The sequence below is a fragment of the Dokdonia sp. Asnod1-B02 genome, from assembly GCF_045063955.1.
In the GTDB taxonomy this organism is placed as follows: domain Bacteria; phylum Bacteroidota; class Bacteroidia; order Flavobacteriales; family Flavobacteriaceae; genus Dokdonia.
Genome location: NZ_JBEFNW010000002.1, coordinates 2593494 through 2610514, shown reverse-complemented (window position 1 = coordinate 2610514; position 17021 = coordinate 2593494). Strand labels below are relative to the sequence as shown.

Annotated in this window: 10 protein-coding genes; 6 read left to right on the top strand and 4 right to left on the bottom strand. The window is 37.6% G+C overall.

Going from position 1 to position 17021, the window contains the following annotated elements; all coding sequences use genetic code 11:
• Nucleotides 1–14: 14 nt before the first annotated feature.
• From ACJJVU_RS11815 to ACJJVU_RS11790, 6 genes are all read left to right on the top strand, one after another.
• Nucleotides 15–7229: a gliding motility-associated C-terminal domain-containing protein gene (locus ACJJVU_RS11815; RefSeq protein ID WP_405225666.1), complete on the top strand. Its 7215-nt coding sequence runs from the start codon at nucleotides 15–17 to the stop codon at nucleotides 7227–7229.
• A gap of 209 nt (nucleotides 7230–7438) precedes the next feature.
• On the top strand, nucleotides 7439–8383 hold the full coding sequence (locus tag ACJJVU_RS11810) for a type IX secretion system membrane protein PorP/SprF (RefSeq protein ID WP_405225663.1): 945 nt from the start codon (nucleotides 7439–7441) through the stop codon (nucleotides 8381–8383).
• A 12-nt stretch (nucleotides 8384–8395) separates the two neighbouring features.
• Entirely contained in the window at nucleotides 8396–10342 is a 1947-nt protein-coding gene (locus ACJJVU_RS11805) for an OmpA family protein (RefSeq protein WP_405225661.1), read from the top strand.
• A gap of 82 nt (nucleotides 10343–10424) precedes the next feature.
• Nucleotides 10425–10943, top strand: a complete 519-nt coding sequence (gene idi, locus ACJJVU_RS11800) for an isopentenyl-diphosphate Delta-isomerase (protein ID WP_013749608.1) — start codon at nucleotides 10425–10427, stop codon at nucleotides 10941–10943.
• Nucleotides 10940–11350: a 6-carboxytetrahydropterin synthase gene (locus tag ACJJVU_RS11795; RefSeq protein WP_013749607.1), complete on the top strand. Its 411-nt coding sequence runs from the start codon at nucleotides 10940–10942 to the stop codon at nucleotides 11348–11350. The genes idi and ACJJVU_RS11795 overlap by 4 nt, the downstream gene beginning before the upstream one ends.
• 2 nt (nucleotides 11351–11352) lie before the next feature.
• Nucleotides 11353–11805 (top strand): peroxiredoxin, encoded by a 453-nt coding sequence (locus ACJJVU_RS11790; protein WP_405225656.1) that lies wholly within the window; start codon nucleotides 11353–11355, stop codon nucleotides 11803–11805.
• Nucleotides 11806–11889: 84 nt separating this feature from the next.
• Here ACJJVU_RS11790 and ACJJVU_RS11785 read toward each other — a convergent pair whose 3' ends face one another.
• The 4 genes from ACJJVU_RS11785 to ACJJVU_RS11770 form a co-directional block, all read right to left on the bottom strand.
• Nucleotides 11890–13719, bottom strand: a complete 1830-nt coding sequence (locus ACJJVU_RS11785; protein ID WP_405225653.1) for a cystathionine beta-synthase — start codon at nucleotides 13717–13719, stop codon at nucleotides 11890–11892.
• 357 nt (nucleotides 13720–14076) lie between these two features.
• On the bottom strand, nucleotides 14077–15918 hold the full coding sequence (locus ACJJVU_RS11780; RefSeq protein ID WP_405225650.1) for a CocE/NonD family hydrolase: 1842 nt from the start codon (nucleotides 15916–15918) through the stop codon (nucleotides 14077–14079).
• Between the two features lie 239 nt (nucleotides 15919–16157).
• Complete coding sequence (locus tag ACJJVU_RS11775; protein WP_405225647.1) at nucleotides 16158–16574, bottom strand: DUF1963 domain-containing protein; 417 nt, start codon at nucleotides 16572–16574, stop codon at nucleotides 16158–16160.
• A 33-nt stretch (nucleotides 16575–16607) separates the two neighbouring features.
• A complete protein-coding gene (locus ACJJVU_RS11770; protein ID WP_405225644.1) occupies nucleotides 16608–16937 on the bottom strand; it encodes a DUF1963 domain-containing protein in 330 nt (109 codons plus the stop codon).
• Between the last annotated feature and the right edge of the window lie 84 nt (nucleotides 16938–17021).

The window sequence follows — 17021 nt, the reverse complement described above, 5'->3', positions numbered from 1 at the left end:
AGAAAATTCATAAGATGAAGAAAATTTTAATAATAGTAATCATTTTTATTTTGAGCCTAACGAGCTTTGGTCAATCTGTTTCAATTCCGGAAGCAAACATAAACCCTGCTCCACTAGAGACTCTTGAACTGAATGGTACAGGTACCGGGAGCTTTATATTGGCAGAGTCGTCTGGTTTAGAGGTTCCTGCTATGGATCCAGATACAGGTTTGCCTAATGTTAAGATTGAAGTTATATTTCAATTGGTGGAATTAACAGATGGCGATACTAGTGCAATAACTGGTACGCTTTTGAATTATTTTACTCCATCTTATGATGCTGTCAGTAATGTGCTGACTTTAAGCCAATATGCTATAATTGCGGGTGACGATTTTGGATCTTTAACATTTCCAATAACAGTTATTGAAAACTCGAGTCAAGAAGATGCTAATAATGGCTTTCAAACTGTTTTATCTGCATCAGATAAAAACACATTTGCTGGAGGAAGTTCAAGTATATTCACGTATACAGCAGATAATAATTTGAGCCTTATAAAAAGTCAGACAAGTGCTTCAGGTATTTTAAATGACATTATTACTTATGATATTGTAGTAACAAATTCAGGTAATACAAACCTTACTGATATTATTGTCACAGATGATAATGCCACTATTATTTCTGGAAATCCTATTGCTGAATTGGCACCAGGTGATAGTGTAACTGTGGTAGCAGAACATCAGATTACTCAGGCCGACGTTGATTTAGGCTATTTAGAAAACAGTGCATCTGCCATTGGAAGTAGTCCAATTGGTGTTAACGATGTGACAGATATTTCAGATGCTGGAACAGATGTAAACGGGCTAGAAATCCTAAATCCTGAAACAATTGAAACTCCAAATGGAGATGGCTCTATTAATAGTGATTTGACTGATGATCCTACAGTTACTGACATAGAAAGATCTGATTTGATTGCACTAATTAAAGAAGGAACATTTAATGACGTTAATGGAGATGGTTTCGCTCAAGCGGGAGAAACAGTAACATATAATTTTACAGTAACGAATACGGGAACAAGCACTCTTACTAATATTTTAGTTACAGATGAATTAGTAACTGTAACTGGTGGACCAATCGATTTAGCAGTCGGTGTTGTTGATACAGACACATTTAGTGCTGTTTATACAATAACCCAAGCGGATATTGATGCTGGAGGTGTCACTAACCAAGCATTAGCAATAGGACAGAATCCTGACGGTGACGACGTAACAGATACTTCGGATGATGACAGTAATCTTGAGGATGATGAAACAATCACAGAATTCCCAACAGATGAAGGAGCGATTGCATTAATCAAGACTGGAACATTTAATGATGTAAATGGTGATGGTTTCGCGCAAGCAGGAGAAACAGTAACGTATAACTTCACCGTAACAAATATTGGAAACGTAACGATTACAAATATTGTTATCACAGATGAGTTAGTAACTGTAACTGGCGGACCAATTGATTTGACAGTCGGTGGCGTTGACACAGATACATTCAGTGCAGTCTATACAATAACACAAGCAGATATTGATGCTGGCGGAGTAACAAATCAAGCACTTGCTACAGGACAGAATCCTGATGGAGATGATGTAACAGATACTTCTGATGATGACAGTAATCTTGAGGATGATGATACTATCACAACCTTCCCAACAGACGAAGGAGCGATTGCATTAATAAAGGAAGGTAATTTTAATGATGTGAACGGAGACGGTTTCGCGCAAGCAGGAGAAACGGTAACATATAACTTCACAGTAACAAACACTGGAAACGTAACGATTACGAATATTGTTATCACTGATGAATTAGTAACGGTAACTGGTGGACCAATTGATTTAATAGTTGGTGGCGTTGACACAGATACATTCAGTGCGGTGTACACAATCACACAAGCAGACGTTGATGCAGGTGGAGTGACAAACCAAGCACTAGCAACAGGACAGAATCCTGATGGCGATGATGTAACAGATACTTCTGATGATGACAGTAATCTTGAGGATGATGAAACAGTTACTACTTTCCCAACAGACGAAGGAGCGATTGCATTAATCAAGACAGGAACATTTAATGATGTAAACGGAGATGGTTTCGCTCAAGCGGGAGAGACTGTAACGTATAACTTTACAGTAACGAACACTGGAAACGTAACAATTACAAATATTGTTATCACTGATGAATTAGTAACTGTAACTGGTGGACCAATTGATTTAATAGTTGGTGGCGTTGACACAGATACATTCAGTGCGGTGTACACAATAACACAAGCAGACGTTGATGCAGGTGGAGTAACAAACCAAGCACTTGCTACAGGACAGAATCCTGATGGCGATGATATAACAGATACTTCTGATGATGACAGTAATCTTGAGGATGATGATACTATCACAACTTTCCCAACAGAGGAAGGAGCGATTGCATTAATCAAGACTGGAACATTTAATGATGTAAACGGAGATGGTTTCGCGCAAGCGGGAGAGACGGTAACATATAACTTCACAGTAACAAACACTGGAAACGTAACAATTACAAATATTGTAATTACAGATCCAATGGTAACTGTAATTGGCGGACCTATTGATTTAGTTGCTGGCGCTTCAGATGCTTCAACCTTCAGTGCTGTTTACACTATTACACAAGCAGATATCGATAACGGAGGTGTAACAAACCAAGCACTTGCTACAGGACAGAATCCTGATGGCGATGATGTAACAGATACTTCTGATGATGACAGTAATCTTGAGGATGATGATACTATCACAACCTTCCCAACAGATGAAGGAGCGATTGCATTAATCAAGACCGGAACATTTAATGATGTAAATGGTGATGGTTTTGCACAAGCGGGAGAGACTGTAACGTATAACTTCACCGTAACAAATACTGGAAACGTAACGATTACAAATATTGTTATCACTGATGAATTAGTAACTGTAACTGGTGGACCAATTGATTTAATAGTTGGTGGCGTTGACACAGATACATTCAGTGCGGTGTACACAATCACACAAGCAGACGTTGATGCAGGTGGAGTGACAAACCAAGCACTAGCAACAGGACAGAATCCTGATGGCGATGATGTAACAGATACTTCTGATGATGACAGTAATCTTGAGGATGATGAAACAGTTACTACTTTCCCAACAGACGAAGGAGCGATTGCATTAATCAAGACAGGAACATTTAATGATGTAAACGGAGATGGTTTCGCTCAAGCGGGAGAGACTGTAACGTATAACTTTACAGTAACGAACACTGGAAACGTAACAATTACAAATATTGTTATCACTGATGAATTAGTAACTGTAACTGGTGGACCAATTGATTTAATAGTTGGTGGCGTTGACACAGATACATTCAGTGCGGTGTACACAATAACACAAGCAGACGTTGATGCAGGTGGAGTAACAAACCAAGCACTTGCTACAGGACAGAATCCTGATGGCGATGATATAACAGATACTTCTGATGATGACAGTAATCTTGAGGATGATGATACTATCACAACTTTCCCAACAGAGGAAGGAGCGATTGCATTAATCAAGACTGGAACATTTAATGATGTAAACGGAGATGGTTTCGCGCAAGCGGGAGAGACGGTAACATATAACTTCACAGTAACAAACACTGGAAACGTAACAATTACAAATATTGTAATTACAGATCCAATGGTAACTGTAATTGGCGGACCTATTGATTTAGTTGCTGGCGCTTCAGATGCTTCAACCTTCAGTGCTGTTTACACTATTACACAAGCAGATATCGATAACGGAGGTGTAACAAACCAAGCACTTGCTACAGGACAGAATCCTGATGGCGATGATGTAACAGATACTTCTGATGATGACAGTAATCTTGAGGATGATGAAACAATCACGACTTTCCCAACAGACGAAGGAGCGATTGCATTAATCAAGACAGGAACATTTAATGATGTGAACGGAGATGGCTTCGCTCAAGCGGGAGAGACTGTAACGTATAACTTCACAGTAACAAACACTGGAAACGTAACGATTACGAATATTGTAATCACGGATCCAATGGTAACTGTAACTGGCGGACCTATTGATTTAGTTGCTGGCGCTTCAGATGCTTCAACCTTCAGTGCTATTTATACTATTACACAGACAGACGTTGATGCAGGTGGAGTAACAAACCAAGCACTTGCTACAGGACAGAATCCTGATGGTGATACTGTAACGGATACTTCTGATGATGATAGTAACCTTGAGGATGATGAAACAATCACGACTTTCCCAACAGACGAAGGAGCGATTGCATTAATCAAGATAGGAACATTTAATGATGTAAACGGGGATGGTTTCGCTCAAGCGGGAGAGACTGTAACGTATAATTTCACAGTAACGAACACTGGAAACGTAACGATTACAAATATTGTAATCACGGATCCAATGGTAACTGTAACTGGCGGACCTATTGATTTAGTTGCTGGCGCTTCAGATGCTACGACCTTCAGTGCTGTTTATACTATTACACAGACAGACGTTGATGCAGGTGGAGTAACAAACCAAGCACTTGCTACAGGACAGAATCCTGATGGTGATACTGTAACGGATACTTCTGATGATGATAGTAACCTTGAGGATGATGAAACAATCACGACTTTCCCAACAGACGAAGGAGCGATTGCATTAATCAAGATAGGAACATTTAATGATGTAAACGGGGATGGTTTCGCTCAAGCGGGAGAGACTGTAACGTATAATTTCACAGTAACGAACACTGGAAACGTAACGATTACAAATATTGTAATCACGGATCCAATGGTAACTGTAACTGGCGGACCTATTGATTTAGTTGCTGGCGCTTCAGATGCTACGACCTTCAGTGCTATTTATACTATCACACAAGCAGATATCGATAACGGAGGTGTAACAAACCAAGCACTTGCTACAGGACAGAATCCTGATGGTGATACTGTAACAGATACTTCTGATGATGATAGTAACCTTGAGGATGATGAAACAGTTACTACTTTCCCAACAGACGAAGGAGCGATTGCATTAATCAAGACAGGAACATTTAATGATGTAAACGGAGATGGTTTCGCTCAAGCGGGAGAGACGGTAACATATAACTTCACAGTAACGAACACTGGAAACGTAACGATTACGAATATTGTAATCACGGATCCAATGGTAACTGTAACTGGCGGACCTATTGATTTAGTTGCTGGCGCTTCAGATGCTACGACCTTCAGTGCTATTTATACTATCACACAAGCAGATATCGATAACGGAGGTGTAACAAACCAAGCACTTGCTACAGGACAGAATCCTGATGGTGATACTGTAACAGATACTTCTGATGATGATAGTAACCTTGAGGATGATGAAACAGTTACTACTTTCCCAACAGACGAAGGAGCGATTGCATTAATCAAGACAGGAACATTTAATGATGTAAACGGAGATGGTTTCGCTCAAGCGGGAGAGACGGTAACATATAACTTCACAGTAACGAACACTGGAAACGTAACGATTACGAATATTGTAATCACGGATCCAATGGTAACTGTAACTGGCGGACCTATTGATTTAGTTGCTGGCGCTTCAGATGCTACGACCTTCAGTGCTGTTTACACTATTACTCAAGCAGACGTTGATGCAGGTGGAGTAACAAACCAAGCACTTGCTACAGGACAGAATCCTGATGGTGATACTGTAACGGATACTTCTGATGATGACAGTAACCTTGAGGATGATGAAACAGTTACTACTTTTCCAACAGACGAAGGAACAATTGCATTGATAAAGACTGGATTCTTTAATGATGAAAGTGGAGATGGATTTGCGCAAGTAGGAGAGACGGTAACATATAACTTCACAGTAACAAACACTGGAAACGTAACAATTACAAATATTGTAATCACAGATCCAATGGTAACTGTAACTGGTGGACCAATAGATTTATCAGCTGGAGAAATTGATACTGATACTTTTACTGCTGTTTATACCTTAACTCAAGCAGATGTGGATGCAGGTGGAGTAACAAACCAAGCACTTGCTACAGGACAGAATCCTGATGGTGATACTGTAACGGATACTTCTGATGATGATAGTAACCTTGAAGATGACATTACTGTAACAGACTTACCGCAAGGAGCTAGCATAAGTTTGATCAAAACAGCTGTATTTAATGATGTAGATGGTGACGGATTTGCACAAGTAGGTGAAACCATTACATATAACTTTACAGTAACAAACACTGGAAATGTAACGGTTACAAACATTATCATTGAAGATCCATTAGTAGCTGTAACTGGCGGACCGATAGATTTAGAACCAGGTGAAACAGATAGTACTACATTTATTGCCGTTTATACTATAGTTCAAAGTGATATAGATGAAGGTTTTGTAACTAATCAAGCGATTGCAACAGGGCAAGATCCTGATGGTAATGATGTTGTTGATATTTCAGACGATAATAACAGTGTCGAAGATGATGAAACAGTTACTAATCTTCCAATCGAAAGTTCAATAGCTTTAGAGAAAGTAGGAACAACTCTCGATATTGATGGTGATGGTTTAATTCAAGATGGAGAAGTAATTCAGTACACATTTACTGTGACTAATACAGGATCACTTCCACTGGATAACATTATGATAACTGACCCACTAGTAACAGTTGATGGAGGACCTATATCATTATTACCAGGTGAATCAGATAGTACAACATTTACGGCAACTTACATTGTTACTCCTTTTGATATAGCAAATGGATTTGTACTAAATCAAGCTATAGTAGATGCAACAAACTCAAACGGTGAAAGTGTAACAGATTTATCTGATGACCCTAACAACGATGAAAATGTTGACCCTAATATGGATGGTAACCCGGATGATCCAACACTTACTACTTTTGAAGGTGTTCTTAATATCTTTGATGTTGAAGTGTTCAACGGAATCTCACCAGATGGTGATGGAGTGAATGACTTCTTTATTATAGAAGGAATAGATGCATTCCCAGATAATAATGTTCAGATATTTAATAGATGGGGTGTTCAAGTTTTTGAACAAGATGGCTATACAAATGATCCAAGTACTGGTTTTAAAGGTATCTCTGAAGGTAGAGCGACCATAGGAACAGATGATGGATTACCAGCTGGAACATATTTCTATCTTATTACATATCAGACACCAGATGGTCTGAAGAGAAAGAGTGGATATTTATACATTAATCGTTAATATGAATCACGCTTTCGCGAAAGCGTTATAACAACTATCATAAATAATATTTGACTTTTTGAAATTTTAATGAGATTAGGATAAAATAATCAAATTTCTAGATGAAGTACACTTAGAGCATGTGCGCCAACTCTGAAATTACAAATTATTCAAATTAAACTATTTTTACCAAAAAGTCACTTATTACAAGTGCAACAAATAAAGTTAGAATGAAACAACTACATCTTATAGTCCTATTAGTTATTACGGGTTTGAGTCTTACAGAAGTAAGTGCGCAGCAAGACCCACAGTATACACAATACATGTATAATACTGTAGCTATAAATCCGGCATATGCAGGTAACAGAGGTGTTACTAGCATCGTGGGATTACATAGAAGTCAATGGGTAGGGCTTGAAGGAGCGCCTCGCACACAAAGTTTAAGTATACATTCTCCTATAGGTGAAGGTAAAGTTGGACTTGGTTTATCAATTGTTAACGACGCATTAGGACCTGCACAAGAAACGTATATAGGTGCAGATTTTAGTTATACGATTAATACCTCAAATAGTGGTAAACTTAGTTTTGGATTAAAAGCAGGAGGACACGTCCTTGATGTTGATTTCTCAAAGCTTACGCTCTTTGATGTTTCTGATCCTCGCTTTTCTCAAAATATAGATAATAAAATTTCACCGGTTATTGGAGCAGGACTTTATTATCATACTGACAGATTCTATGCTGGATTAAGTGCGCCTAACCTTATTCAAACAGAGCATTTTGACGAAAGTAATAATAGCAACTCGGCTAGTTTTATAGCCGAAGAACGTATTAATTACTATGGTATCATGGGATATACTTTTGATATTAGTGATCAGCTTAAATTTAAGCCTAGTACTTTAGTGAAGCTTGTATCTGGAGCACCGTTGCAAGTTGACCTTACCGCAAATTTTCTAGTAATGGAAAAACTGCACTTGGGAGCAGCATATAGATGGAGTGCAGCCTTGAGTGGTCTAGTTGGTTTCCAAGTTTCAGATAGTATGCTTATAGGTCTTGCTTACGATAGAGAAAGCACTGATTTAGGAAATACAGTTTATAATGATGGAAGTTTTGAAGTGTTCTTACGTTTTGAACTTTTCAATGAGTATGACAGAATGTTAACCCCGAGATTCTTTTAATAAAAGTCTACTATGAAATATATTACTATTGCACTCCTTTTGTTGACTACAATTGTAGGAAACGCACAAGAAGGAAAAATAGAGAGAGGTACAAAGAATTTCAATCAATATGATTTTGTAGATGCACAAGTAATCTACCAAAAAGTAGCAGATAAAGGATATGAGTCTGCAGATTTGTTCAAAAGGTTAGGAGATTCTTATTATCTAAATGCACGTTATGACAAGGCTTCTATTTACTTCGGTAAGCTGATAGAGCAATTCCCTGAAGCAGCAGAAGCAGAAGCTTACTTTAGATATGCACTTTCTTTAAGAGCAACAAAAGATTATGCATTATCAGACAGAATGATGTCTAGATTCTTTGACATCAAGGAAGATGATAAAAGAGCAGTTTTATTCAAGGAAACTCCAGATTACTTAAGGGAAATAGATTACCAAAAAGGTTCTTACGAAGTTTCAAAAACAAAGATTAATTCTGGTTATTCAGATTTTGGTCCTATGCTATATAAGGACAAACTTATTTTTGCTTCAAACAGAGATACAGGATCTTTTACAAAGCGTATACATAAGTGGAATGGACAACCATTTTTGAACTTATACCAAGTGAGTTTGAATAAAGTTGATCAAGATGCTGGTAATAGATATGTTGAAAAGTTTAGTGCCTATTTAAATACACAGTACCATGAGAGTACTCCTGTATTTACAGAAGATGGCAAAACTGTGTACTTTACTCGTAATAATTATAATAACGGGAAGTATAGAGAAGATAACGATGGAACAAATAAACTTAAACTTTACAAAGCATCATTAGTAAATGGTAAATGGACAGATTCTCAAGAGCTTCCATTCAATAGTGATGAATACACAGTGGCTCATCCAGCTTTAAGCGTGGACGGTAAACGTTTATATTTTTCATCAGATATGCCCGGAACTTTTGGACTTTCTGATTTATGGTATGTATCTATAAATGATGATGAGACTTATGGAACGCCTGTAAATTTAGGTAGCGATATTAACACGGAAGGTAGAGAGTCATTTCCTTTTATAAGTTCGGAAAATGATATTTACTTTGCATCAGACGGTCACCCTGGATTGGGAGGTTTAGATTTATTTGTTACTGCATTGGGTAAAAATGGAGAAACTGCAGAAATACTTAACTTAGGAGAGCCTGCAAATACCTCAAAGGATGATTTTGCCTTTGTAATAAATAGTGAGTCTAATACAGGGTTTTTATCATCTAATCGTGGTAACAGAGGAATAGATGATGATATTTATATGCTTAAGCAAATAAAGAAACCTTCTGCACCTTGTGATATTTTATTATCAGGTATTGTTACAGATAAAAATACAGGAGCTTATCTTGAGGGTGCTACAGTAAGTTTGTATGACACCAATAATAATTTGTTTAAATCTGTTGTTACTGGAGCGTCTGCAGCTTTTGCTTTTATTCCTGATTGTGATAAGATTTTCCTCATCAGAGCAGAGAAGGAAGGATACAATACTTCGGAGAAAATGGTAACTACCCCTAATGTTTCCTCTGAAATTGAAGAGATATTACAACTTGAAAAAACATTAAAACCAGTGGTTCCTGGAGATGATATTGCAAAAATATTAGATCTTAATCCTATATACTTCAATTTTGATAAGTATGATATACGCCCTGATGCAGAAGTAGAGCTTGCTAAGGTATTAGTATATATGGAAACTTACCCTTCTGTGCGCATAGACGTAAGATCTCACACAGATAGTAGAGGTAGAGATGCGTATAACCTTAATTTATCACAAAACAGAAATGTTTCTACTAGAGACTGGCTTATTTCAAAAGGAATAAGTGCATCAAGACTAACCGGAAAGGGATATGGAGAGACACAGCTTGTTAACGACTGTGGTAATGGTGTACGTTGTAGTAAGGAGCAACATCAATTAAATAGACGTAGTGAATTTATAGTGGTAAGCAATTAGTACTAGAATCTCATATATTAATAATAAGAGCGCCTCAATTGAGGCGCTTTTTTTATGAGTTATTTGTATTTTTACAAAGCTTATGAAAGAAGAATTAGTCATCCTTGTGGATGAAAATGACAATCAAATAGGGCTTATGCCCAAAATGGAAGCTCATGAAAAAGCTGTGTTACACAGAGCTTTTTCAGTGTTTGTTTTTAACAGTAAGAATGAACTTATGTTACAGCAACGAGCATTACACAAATACCATAGTCCAGGACTCTGGACTAATACTTGCTGCAGTCACCAGCGTGAAGGTGAAAGTAATATAGAAGCTGGTATGCGACGTCTACAAGAAGAAATGGGTTTCTCGGTACCTTTAGAAGAGACGATTTCATTTATTTACAAAGCTCCTTTTGATAATGGTCTTACAGAACATGAGCTTGATCATATTCTAATAGGTCATTCTGAACAATCTCCGGCTATCAATGAAGACGAAGTTGCGGCTTGGAAATGGATGGATCTAGAAAATGTGAAAACTGATATCGCAAATCATCCAGAACTATATACAGAGTGGTTTAAAATCATTTTTGATAAATTTTATACCCACATTAAAAGATGAGAATAACTGCACATAGAAAAGCGCATTTTAATGCTGCTCACAGACTTTATAGAGCAGACTGGGATGATGCAAAGAATATGCAAATCTTTGGGAAGTGTAGTAACCCTAATTTTCATGGTCATAATTATGACCTTACGGTTAGTGTAAGTGGAGAAATTGATCCAGAAACAGGATTTCTCATTGACCTTAAGATTTTAAAAGATATTATAAAGGCAGAGGTAGAGGATTATTTAGACCACAAAAACCTTAATCTTGAGGTTCCTGAGTTTAAAACGCTTAATCCTACTGCAGAAAATATTGCTGTTGTTATTCATAAAAAGATTAAAGCGGTTTTAGATCCTAAATTTGATCTAGAGATCACCTTATATGAGACGCCTCGTAACTTTGTAACCTATAAAGGCGAGTAGTTATGGCATTAAAAATAGGAGATAAAGCACCTGGTTTTACACTTAATAATCAGGATAACGTAGCAGTATTAGTAGATGAATTGATAGGGAAAGTGCCTGTGGTAATTTATTTCTACCCTAAAAACTTCACACCTGGATGTACAGCTCAGGCTTGCAGTTTTAGAGATCAATACCAAGATTTTACAGATGCAGGAGCAAAAGTATTTGGTATAAGCGCAGATACTGTAGAAAGCCACAAACGTTTTAGAGCAAAGCATAATTTGCCATTTGACACACTTTCAGATGCAAGTAATAAGGTGCGTAAAAAATATGGTGTTAAGAATGAACTTTTGGGAATACTACCTGGTAGAGAAACTTTCGTAGTAGACGCGAGCGGAATTATAAAGATGCGTTTCAACAGTATGATGGCTGCAAAGCATATTCCTAAAGCACTTTCAGTCATTAAAGGATTGTAAAGCAAAGTACATTTTCGCGAAAGCGTAACTATTAATTATTACCACAAAAATAAAAGGGAGATGCTTAGCATCTCCCTTTTTATATTATATAGATTTTACAAAATCTAGAAATACCTTTTTATGTAAATCCAGATCTAAATCTGGTGAGAGAGAAGCTCTCACGATATAGTCTTTATCACCTTCCTTTGTAGTTCCTTGTGTGGAGGTAGCAGGAATAGTCCAGTAACAGCCTTTAAGCTGGCCGTAGCTCACACAAAATTTACTTTCATTAGGAATCTCTGTAATCATTAAATTAATGAGCTTAAGATTGAGAGCTCTTTTGTATTGCTCTCTTTCTACATCATTAGCTCCTTTAGTTGGTAAATCTAGAGAAAATACTGAAGGAGTAAATCCTTGTGCTGCTAGCTCTTCTGAGACAAAATTAATTTTAGCACCGGGAAGTTCTTTTTCTATAAAGGTCACAAACTCACGCGTGTTTATATAAGCTGCTGCAATACGCTCGTTCATAGAAGGTAACTGTGCGGCTAGTATCTCATATTGTAAATCTGTAGCCTCGTTATCACAAAGCTCAAGGTGAAAAGAAATGCTCTTAATAAGGTCTTCTGCTTTATTATTTACTACACAATAGCCTGCAGTACATTTACCACCACTTGGAAATTTTGATCCGCTGGCATAAGAAATGGTGCGTACCGTAGATAGTATTTTATCTTCTCCTAAGAAATGAACATTAGGGCAAAATGTTTGGTCAAGAATAAAAACAGGGTCTATTGCCGTTGCTCCAGTAGGCGTAGTGCGCTTTTTACTAAGCGCCTCTTTTAGTTGTAAAAGATCTGGAACTTCTACTCTTGGGTTCGTTGGTATTTCTGCAATAATATAGGGTACTGCGTCCTCTGCGGCTATTTTGGTAAGCACAGTGTCAACGCTTTGCACCATATCATTATCACCATCTACCGGTAGATCTACAACTTCTACATTATCAAGGCAAGCAGCAACACGTCTAGCCTGATCATTTGTACCTCCATAACAGTTAGGAGGAACAATAAATTTAATCGCCTTTCCAGGGTGTTTATTGATAGCATCGTCTACTAACCCCATCATGATAGCATATTGTATAGAAAGTCCGCTAGAAGCTACTAGAGGCTCTGTATCGGTTCCATTTACTTCTTTAATTAGTTCGTGTACACGCGCTTTATCTTTTGCAACATCACCAGCCGTGTAATCTATAGGAGCATTGTTTACCAATGATTTTAATGCTACTAAAGAATTTGAAGGTGTCATGGCGATAGTCTCCCTTCTGCGCACATGTTGGATATCTGAAACATAGTGTGCGTTCTTCTCACCATTTATAACGAGTAGACTACCTATATTTTCATATACACTTACGTGAAAATCAACGTTGTTTGCAATAGGTTCCGCTTTTATTTGGTTCTCTTGCGAGAGATAAACAGTACTCCCGTCAAAAGCCGAAATATCTTCTGGGCTGTCCACTTGATTAAGTTCGAAGTGGTATCCGTAAACGTTTTTCAAGGCTTCTGCATCAAAAATAGCAGGAAGTTGCCCTGTGTAGTTGATTTGTGTTTTTTTACCGTCTAGTAAATTTTTTCTCAGTACGGCAAGTACTGGAACGGTAATAGAGTCAAAGCTAATAACGCTATCTGATTCTAGGTCCAGCAATCTCGCAACGCTCCATTCTAGAATACTAGAAAGTGGGTGGCCTAACCTTATGTAATCATAAGCTGTAGGGAGATTTGCTAGAGCAGTAGTAGTTGCATTTTTCTCGTTGTATAAAGCTTCAAATTCATCTAAAAACTCAGATTTTGCAAGCTGTTCATTATAAATATCCAATCGGTGGGTGGTGAGACCTATCCAGTCGTTGGGCATATTATCGATTACTTCTTTGATGTAGTGTAACATTTATAAGTTTTAAAAGTGTGTCTTCATCACATAAAGACACCTTGAATATTAATTTTTTTAAAGGTGATTTTTAGACGCTTTTTTCGGCTATTCCTAACAGTAAATACTCTCAAATAGTACTTATTTCAATTAGTTTAAATGTGGCTAATTACAAGTAATGTAAACCATTAATTTACTTAAAAATTCAAGGAAAGTATGAGCAGATAAAACGATATTACAAAAGTATGCGAGTCATTTGCAATAGCAAAGACTCGCACTGTGAATTATTCTTTTTTAATGAAGGTTTAACAATGAAACGACTCAGCTAGTAAATAGACAAGCTTTCATACATTGAAAACTTACAATGATGGTTGTAATCTAATCTTTAATCATAGGGAGTTCGATAGATGAAGCATGCACCGCCGAATGATGCACGCTATTATGCGCTACAATACCTTCTTTTTCATCATAATTATTTCCCCCAGTATTTAGATTGCGAGCAAAACGTGGGAAGTTACTACTTGAGATTTCTACACGAATGCGATGTCCTTTTTTGAAATAATTACTAGTAGACATCGGTGTGAGGTCTAGTTTGTAAACTTCGCCCTCCTTCATAAATACCTCTTTGTCATATCCTTCTCGGTATCTTGCACGCTGTATCGTTTCATCCAGGTTGTAAGCTGTACCGTCAGGGTACACATCAATCAGCTTGATAGTAAAGTCGGTGTCTTTCACATCAGATGATACGTATAAGGTGCTATTTATAAAACCAGACACTTCTACACCTTCTTCTAACGGATCTGTGGTATACACTAAGATATCGTTTCTGGTTTCCATTTGTTGTTGATCAAAAGCGCCACCTTGAACGGCGTTACCTGTACAACATACATTACCACCATAAGAAGGAACCGGTTGCATTGGATCATAGGTAAAACCGTCTGCATTATCTGCAGTAGCTTTGCTGGTGGATAACGTTCCGTCTCCAAAACGGCTATTGGCATTTCCATTACTATTTAAATAATAGGTGGTAGGTTCTGCTTTTTTAGGTGGCCAGGTTTCGGCAGCTTGCCACTTATTACTACCCATGGTATAGTACTGAACCCTAGGTGTTTTTTCCTTAAAGTCATTCTTTTCGCCCTTGAGCCATAAATCAAACCAACCATAAATCTGCTCTTCATAATTGAGTGTTGCATCACCTACGCTGCGCTCACCCACAATAGTAATTTCAGTTGCTCTTGTGTATGCACAGTGTAGGGTAGGAGCGATTACGAGATATTGATTATCCCTTATGCTCTCATCCTTAGTATTATTTCTTACGTGGTTAAATAAGGCTAGGTTAGGAGTGATAGAAACATCATACCAAGAGGCAAACCAGAAACTAGGGACACCAATATCTTTGTTGTCATGATAGATTCCTCCTTCAAACCATGCCTTGTCGTTAGGTTTACGACGTATCATTTTGTCAAAAATCTCGTTCTTACCGTTGATGTTTTTCAAAATATCTTGAATAGGCAAGTGCTTCAAAGCCTCTGCCATATCAACTGGCGGATTTTCTGGTGCTAAATCATAAAATCGTGAAATTCTTATTAAATCCTCTTGTGTCGCTCCTGCAGGAATACGAGGTTTAAATTTATCATGCTCTACGCCATACAACCAGGAGAAAAAGAGCATTTGCTCAACACCACCACGATACCAGTTTCCTTGTTCTTGAATATCACCTATTCTTCCTACGCCAGCTCCATAGCCTTGCGGCACCATAGCTGCATGAGAAGGATGATCTAAAGCTGCAACTGCCATCTGCCACTCTGCAGTAGAGGAGCACCCTAAAGTGCCTATTTTACCATTAGACCAGGATTGATTTTTCATCCATGTAAATGCGTCATATCCATCTGTGAGCGGTACGCCTAGAATATCCCATTCACCTTCAGAGTAGTATCTTCCTCTTTCGTTTTGCACTACGTAGGCATATCCTCTTTTTACAGCTTCTAGCGCTCTTTCGGCTGTTCTTGTTCTTTGTTTCCCATCTCCCCAAGAATTAAAATTATAAGGAGTTCGCGAGAATATAATAGGAACCTTACCACTCGTCTTTGGTCTATAAATATCTGTAGCGAGGCGTATGCCATCACGCATAGGCATCATGACCTTTTGATCTACAATAGCTATTTGCTCAAGTTCGGCGAGTACATCGTTTTGTGCGTAAAGAGTGTTGATCGATATCATAGACATCAGAAGCGATAGAAACAAAAGAAACGTAATTTTCTTCATCGTATAGGGATATTAGATTGTAATATGTATTACAATAATTAATCAATAAATATGATTCTAAATATACAATGAATTTACTAGTACTTATAATTTTTGTGGTAACAAGTGTTTAGTTTTGAGATGTATAGGTGTTGGGAGTTAATTGCAATTATGTATATAATGACATCAAACAACTTTGGGATTTAGTGCAAAGTCTAGTGGCACTGCAAGGTGAACTCTATCTTTTCAGAAGATTCATCATAAAAAACATAAATCAGCCCTACATCTCCCCACATCAATCCGGCATTATCTTCGGAGTCTATCTGGAATAGAAGCTTCATTGGGTTTCCATCGCCGTCAGTAGGTGTTTCTTCACCTTGTACCCATTTTGGATAACCTCCCAGCTGACTCAAATAATCTTGTTCTCCTATCAGCTTTTCAACAACTTGATCATAACTATCCCAAGGCTCATTTTCGTCAAGAACACAAGATAGTTTAGAAGCCGTTGGACTGTGTAGATCTATACCTTCCCAATCAGGGAGAGAATTTGTAGCGCTACAATTTATCAAGCAATACCTAGACGTTTCTAAGGTGCTGGGTGTCACAATAAATTCTAGTTTATCTTGGTTCACTTTTTTATAGATTTTGACTAACCATCCGTCACTTTATGTTTCCCAAGGAAACTCTTCCCAATCGTAATAGAATTGAATTAATGCAATATTTTCTGGAAGTTCCAATTCTGGAGTGTTGAAAATTTGGAAGATAAAGGCTAGATGATCTCCTTTGTTAGTTTTTGGCCATGATTCTCCCTTTTCAAAATATGGGTGTCCCCCAAAATGTGAGAGCATTTGAGAGTTTTCTGGTGGTCTAGAAGCTGGCAATATCTCTAGTTTTGTAGCCTTTTCTATTAAAGGCTTTACAAGGTTTTCTAAATCAGTAAATGTTTTTAAGTCAAGATCATTTAGATCCTCGCGATACGTATCAAAATGTGACATAGCTTTGGGTTTGTTCTCTTTGCTTTTAAATAGTTTTTTCCAGAAATTCATAATGTCTTCTCAATGTAGAAAGTGTGTATAATA

Excerpts from the sequence above, each read along its gene's own strand:
- ACJJVU_RS11815 (WP_405225666.1), top strand. The coding sequence starts at position 15 with ATGAAGAAAATTTTAATAATAGTAATCATTTTTATTTTGAGCCTAACG.
- ACJJVU_RS11810 (WP_405225663.1), top strand. The coding sequence starts at position 7,439 with ATGAAACAACTACATCTTATAGTCCTATTAGTTATTACGGGTTTGAGT.
- ACJJVU_RS11805 (WP_405225661.1), top strand. The coding sequence starts at position 8,396 with ATGAAATATATTACTATTGCACTCCTTTTGTTGACTACAATTGTAGGA.
- idi (WP_013749608.1), top strand. The coding sequence starts at position 10,425 with ATGAAAGAAGAATTAGTCATCCTTGTGGATGAAAATGACAATCAAATA.
- ACJJVU_RS11795 (WP_013749607.1), top strand. The coding sequence starts at position 10,940 with ATGAGAATAACTGCACATAGAAAAGCGCATTTTAATGCTGCTCACAGA.
- ACJJVU_RS11790 (WP_405225656.1), top strand. The coding sequence starts at position 11,353 with ATGGCATTAAAAATAGGAGATAAAGCACCTGGTTTTACACTTAATAAT.
- ACJJVU_RS11785 (WP_405225653.1), bottom strand. The coding sequence starts at position 13,719 with ATGTTACACTACATCAAAGAAGTAATCGATAATATGCCCAACGACTGG.
- ACJJVU_RS11780 (WP_405225650.1), bottom strand. The coding sequence starts at position 15,918 with ATGATATCGATCAACACTCTTTACGCACAAAACGATGTACTCGCCGAA.
- ACJJVU_RS11770 (WP_405225644.1), bottom strand. The coding sequence starts at position 16,937 with ATGTCACATTTTGATACGTATCGCGAGGATCTAAATGATCTTGACTTA.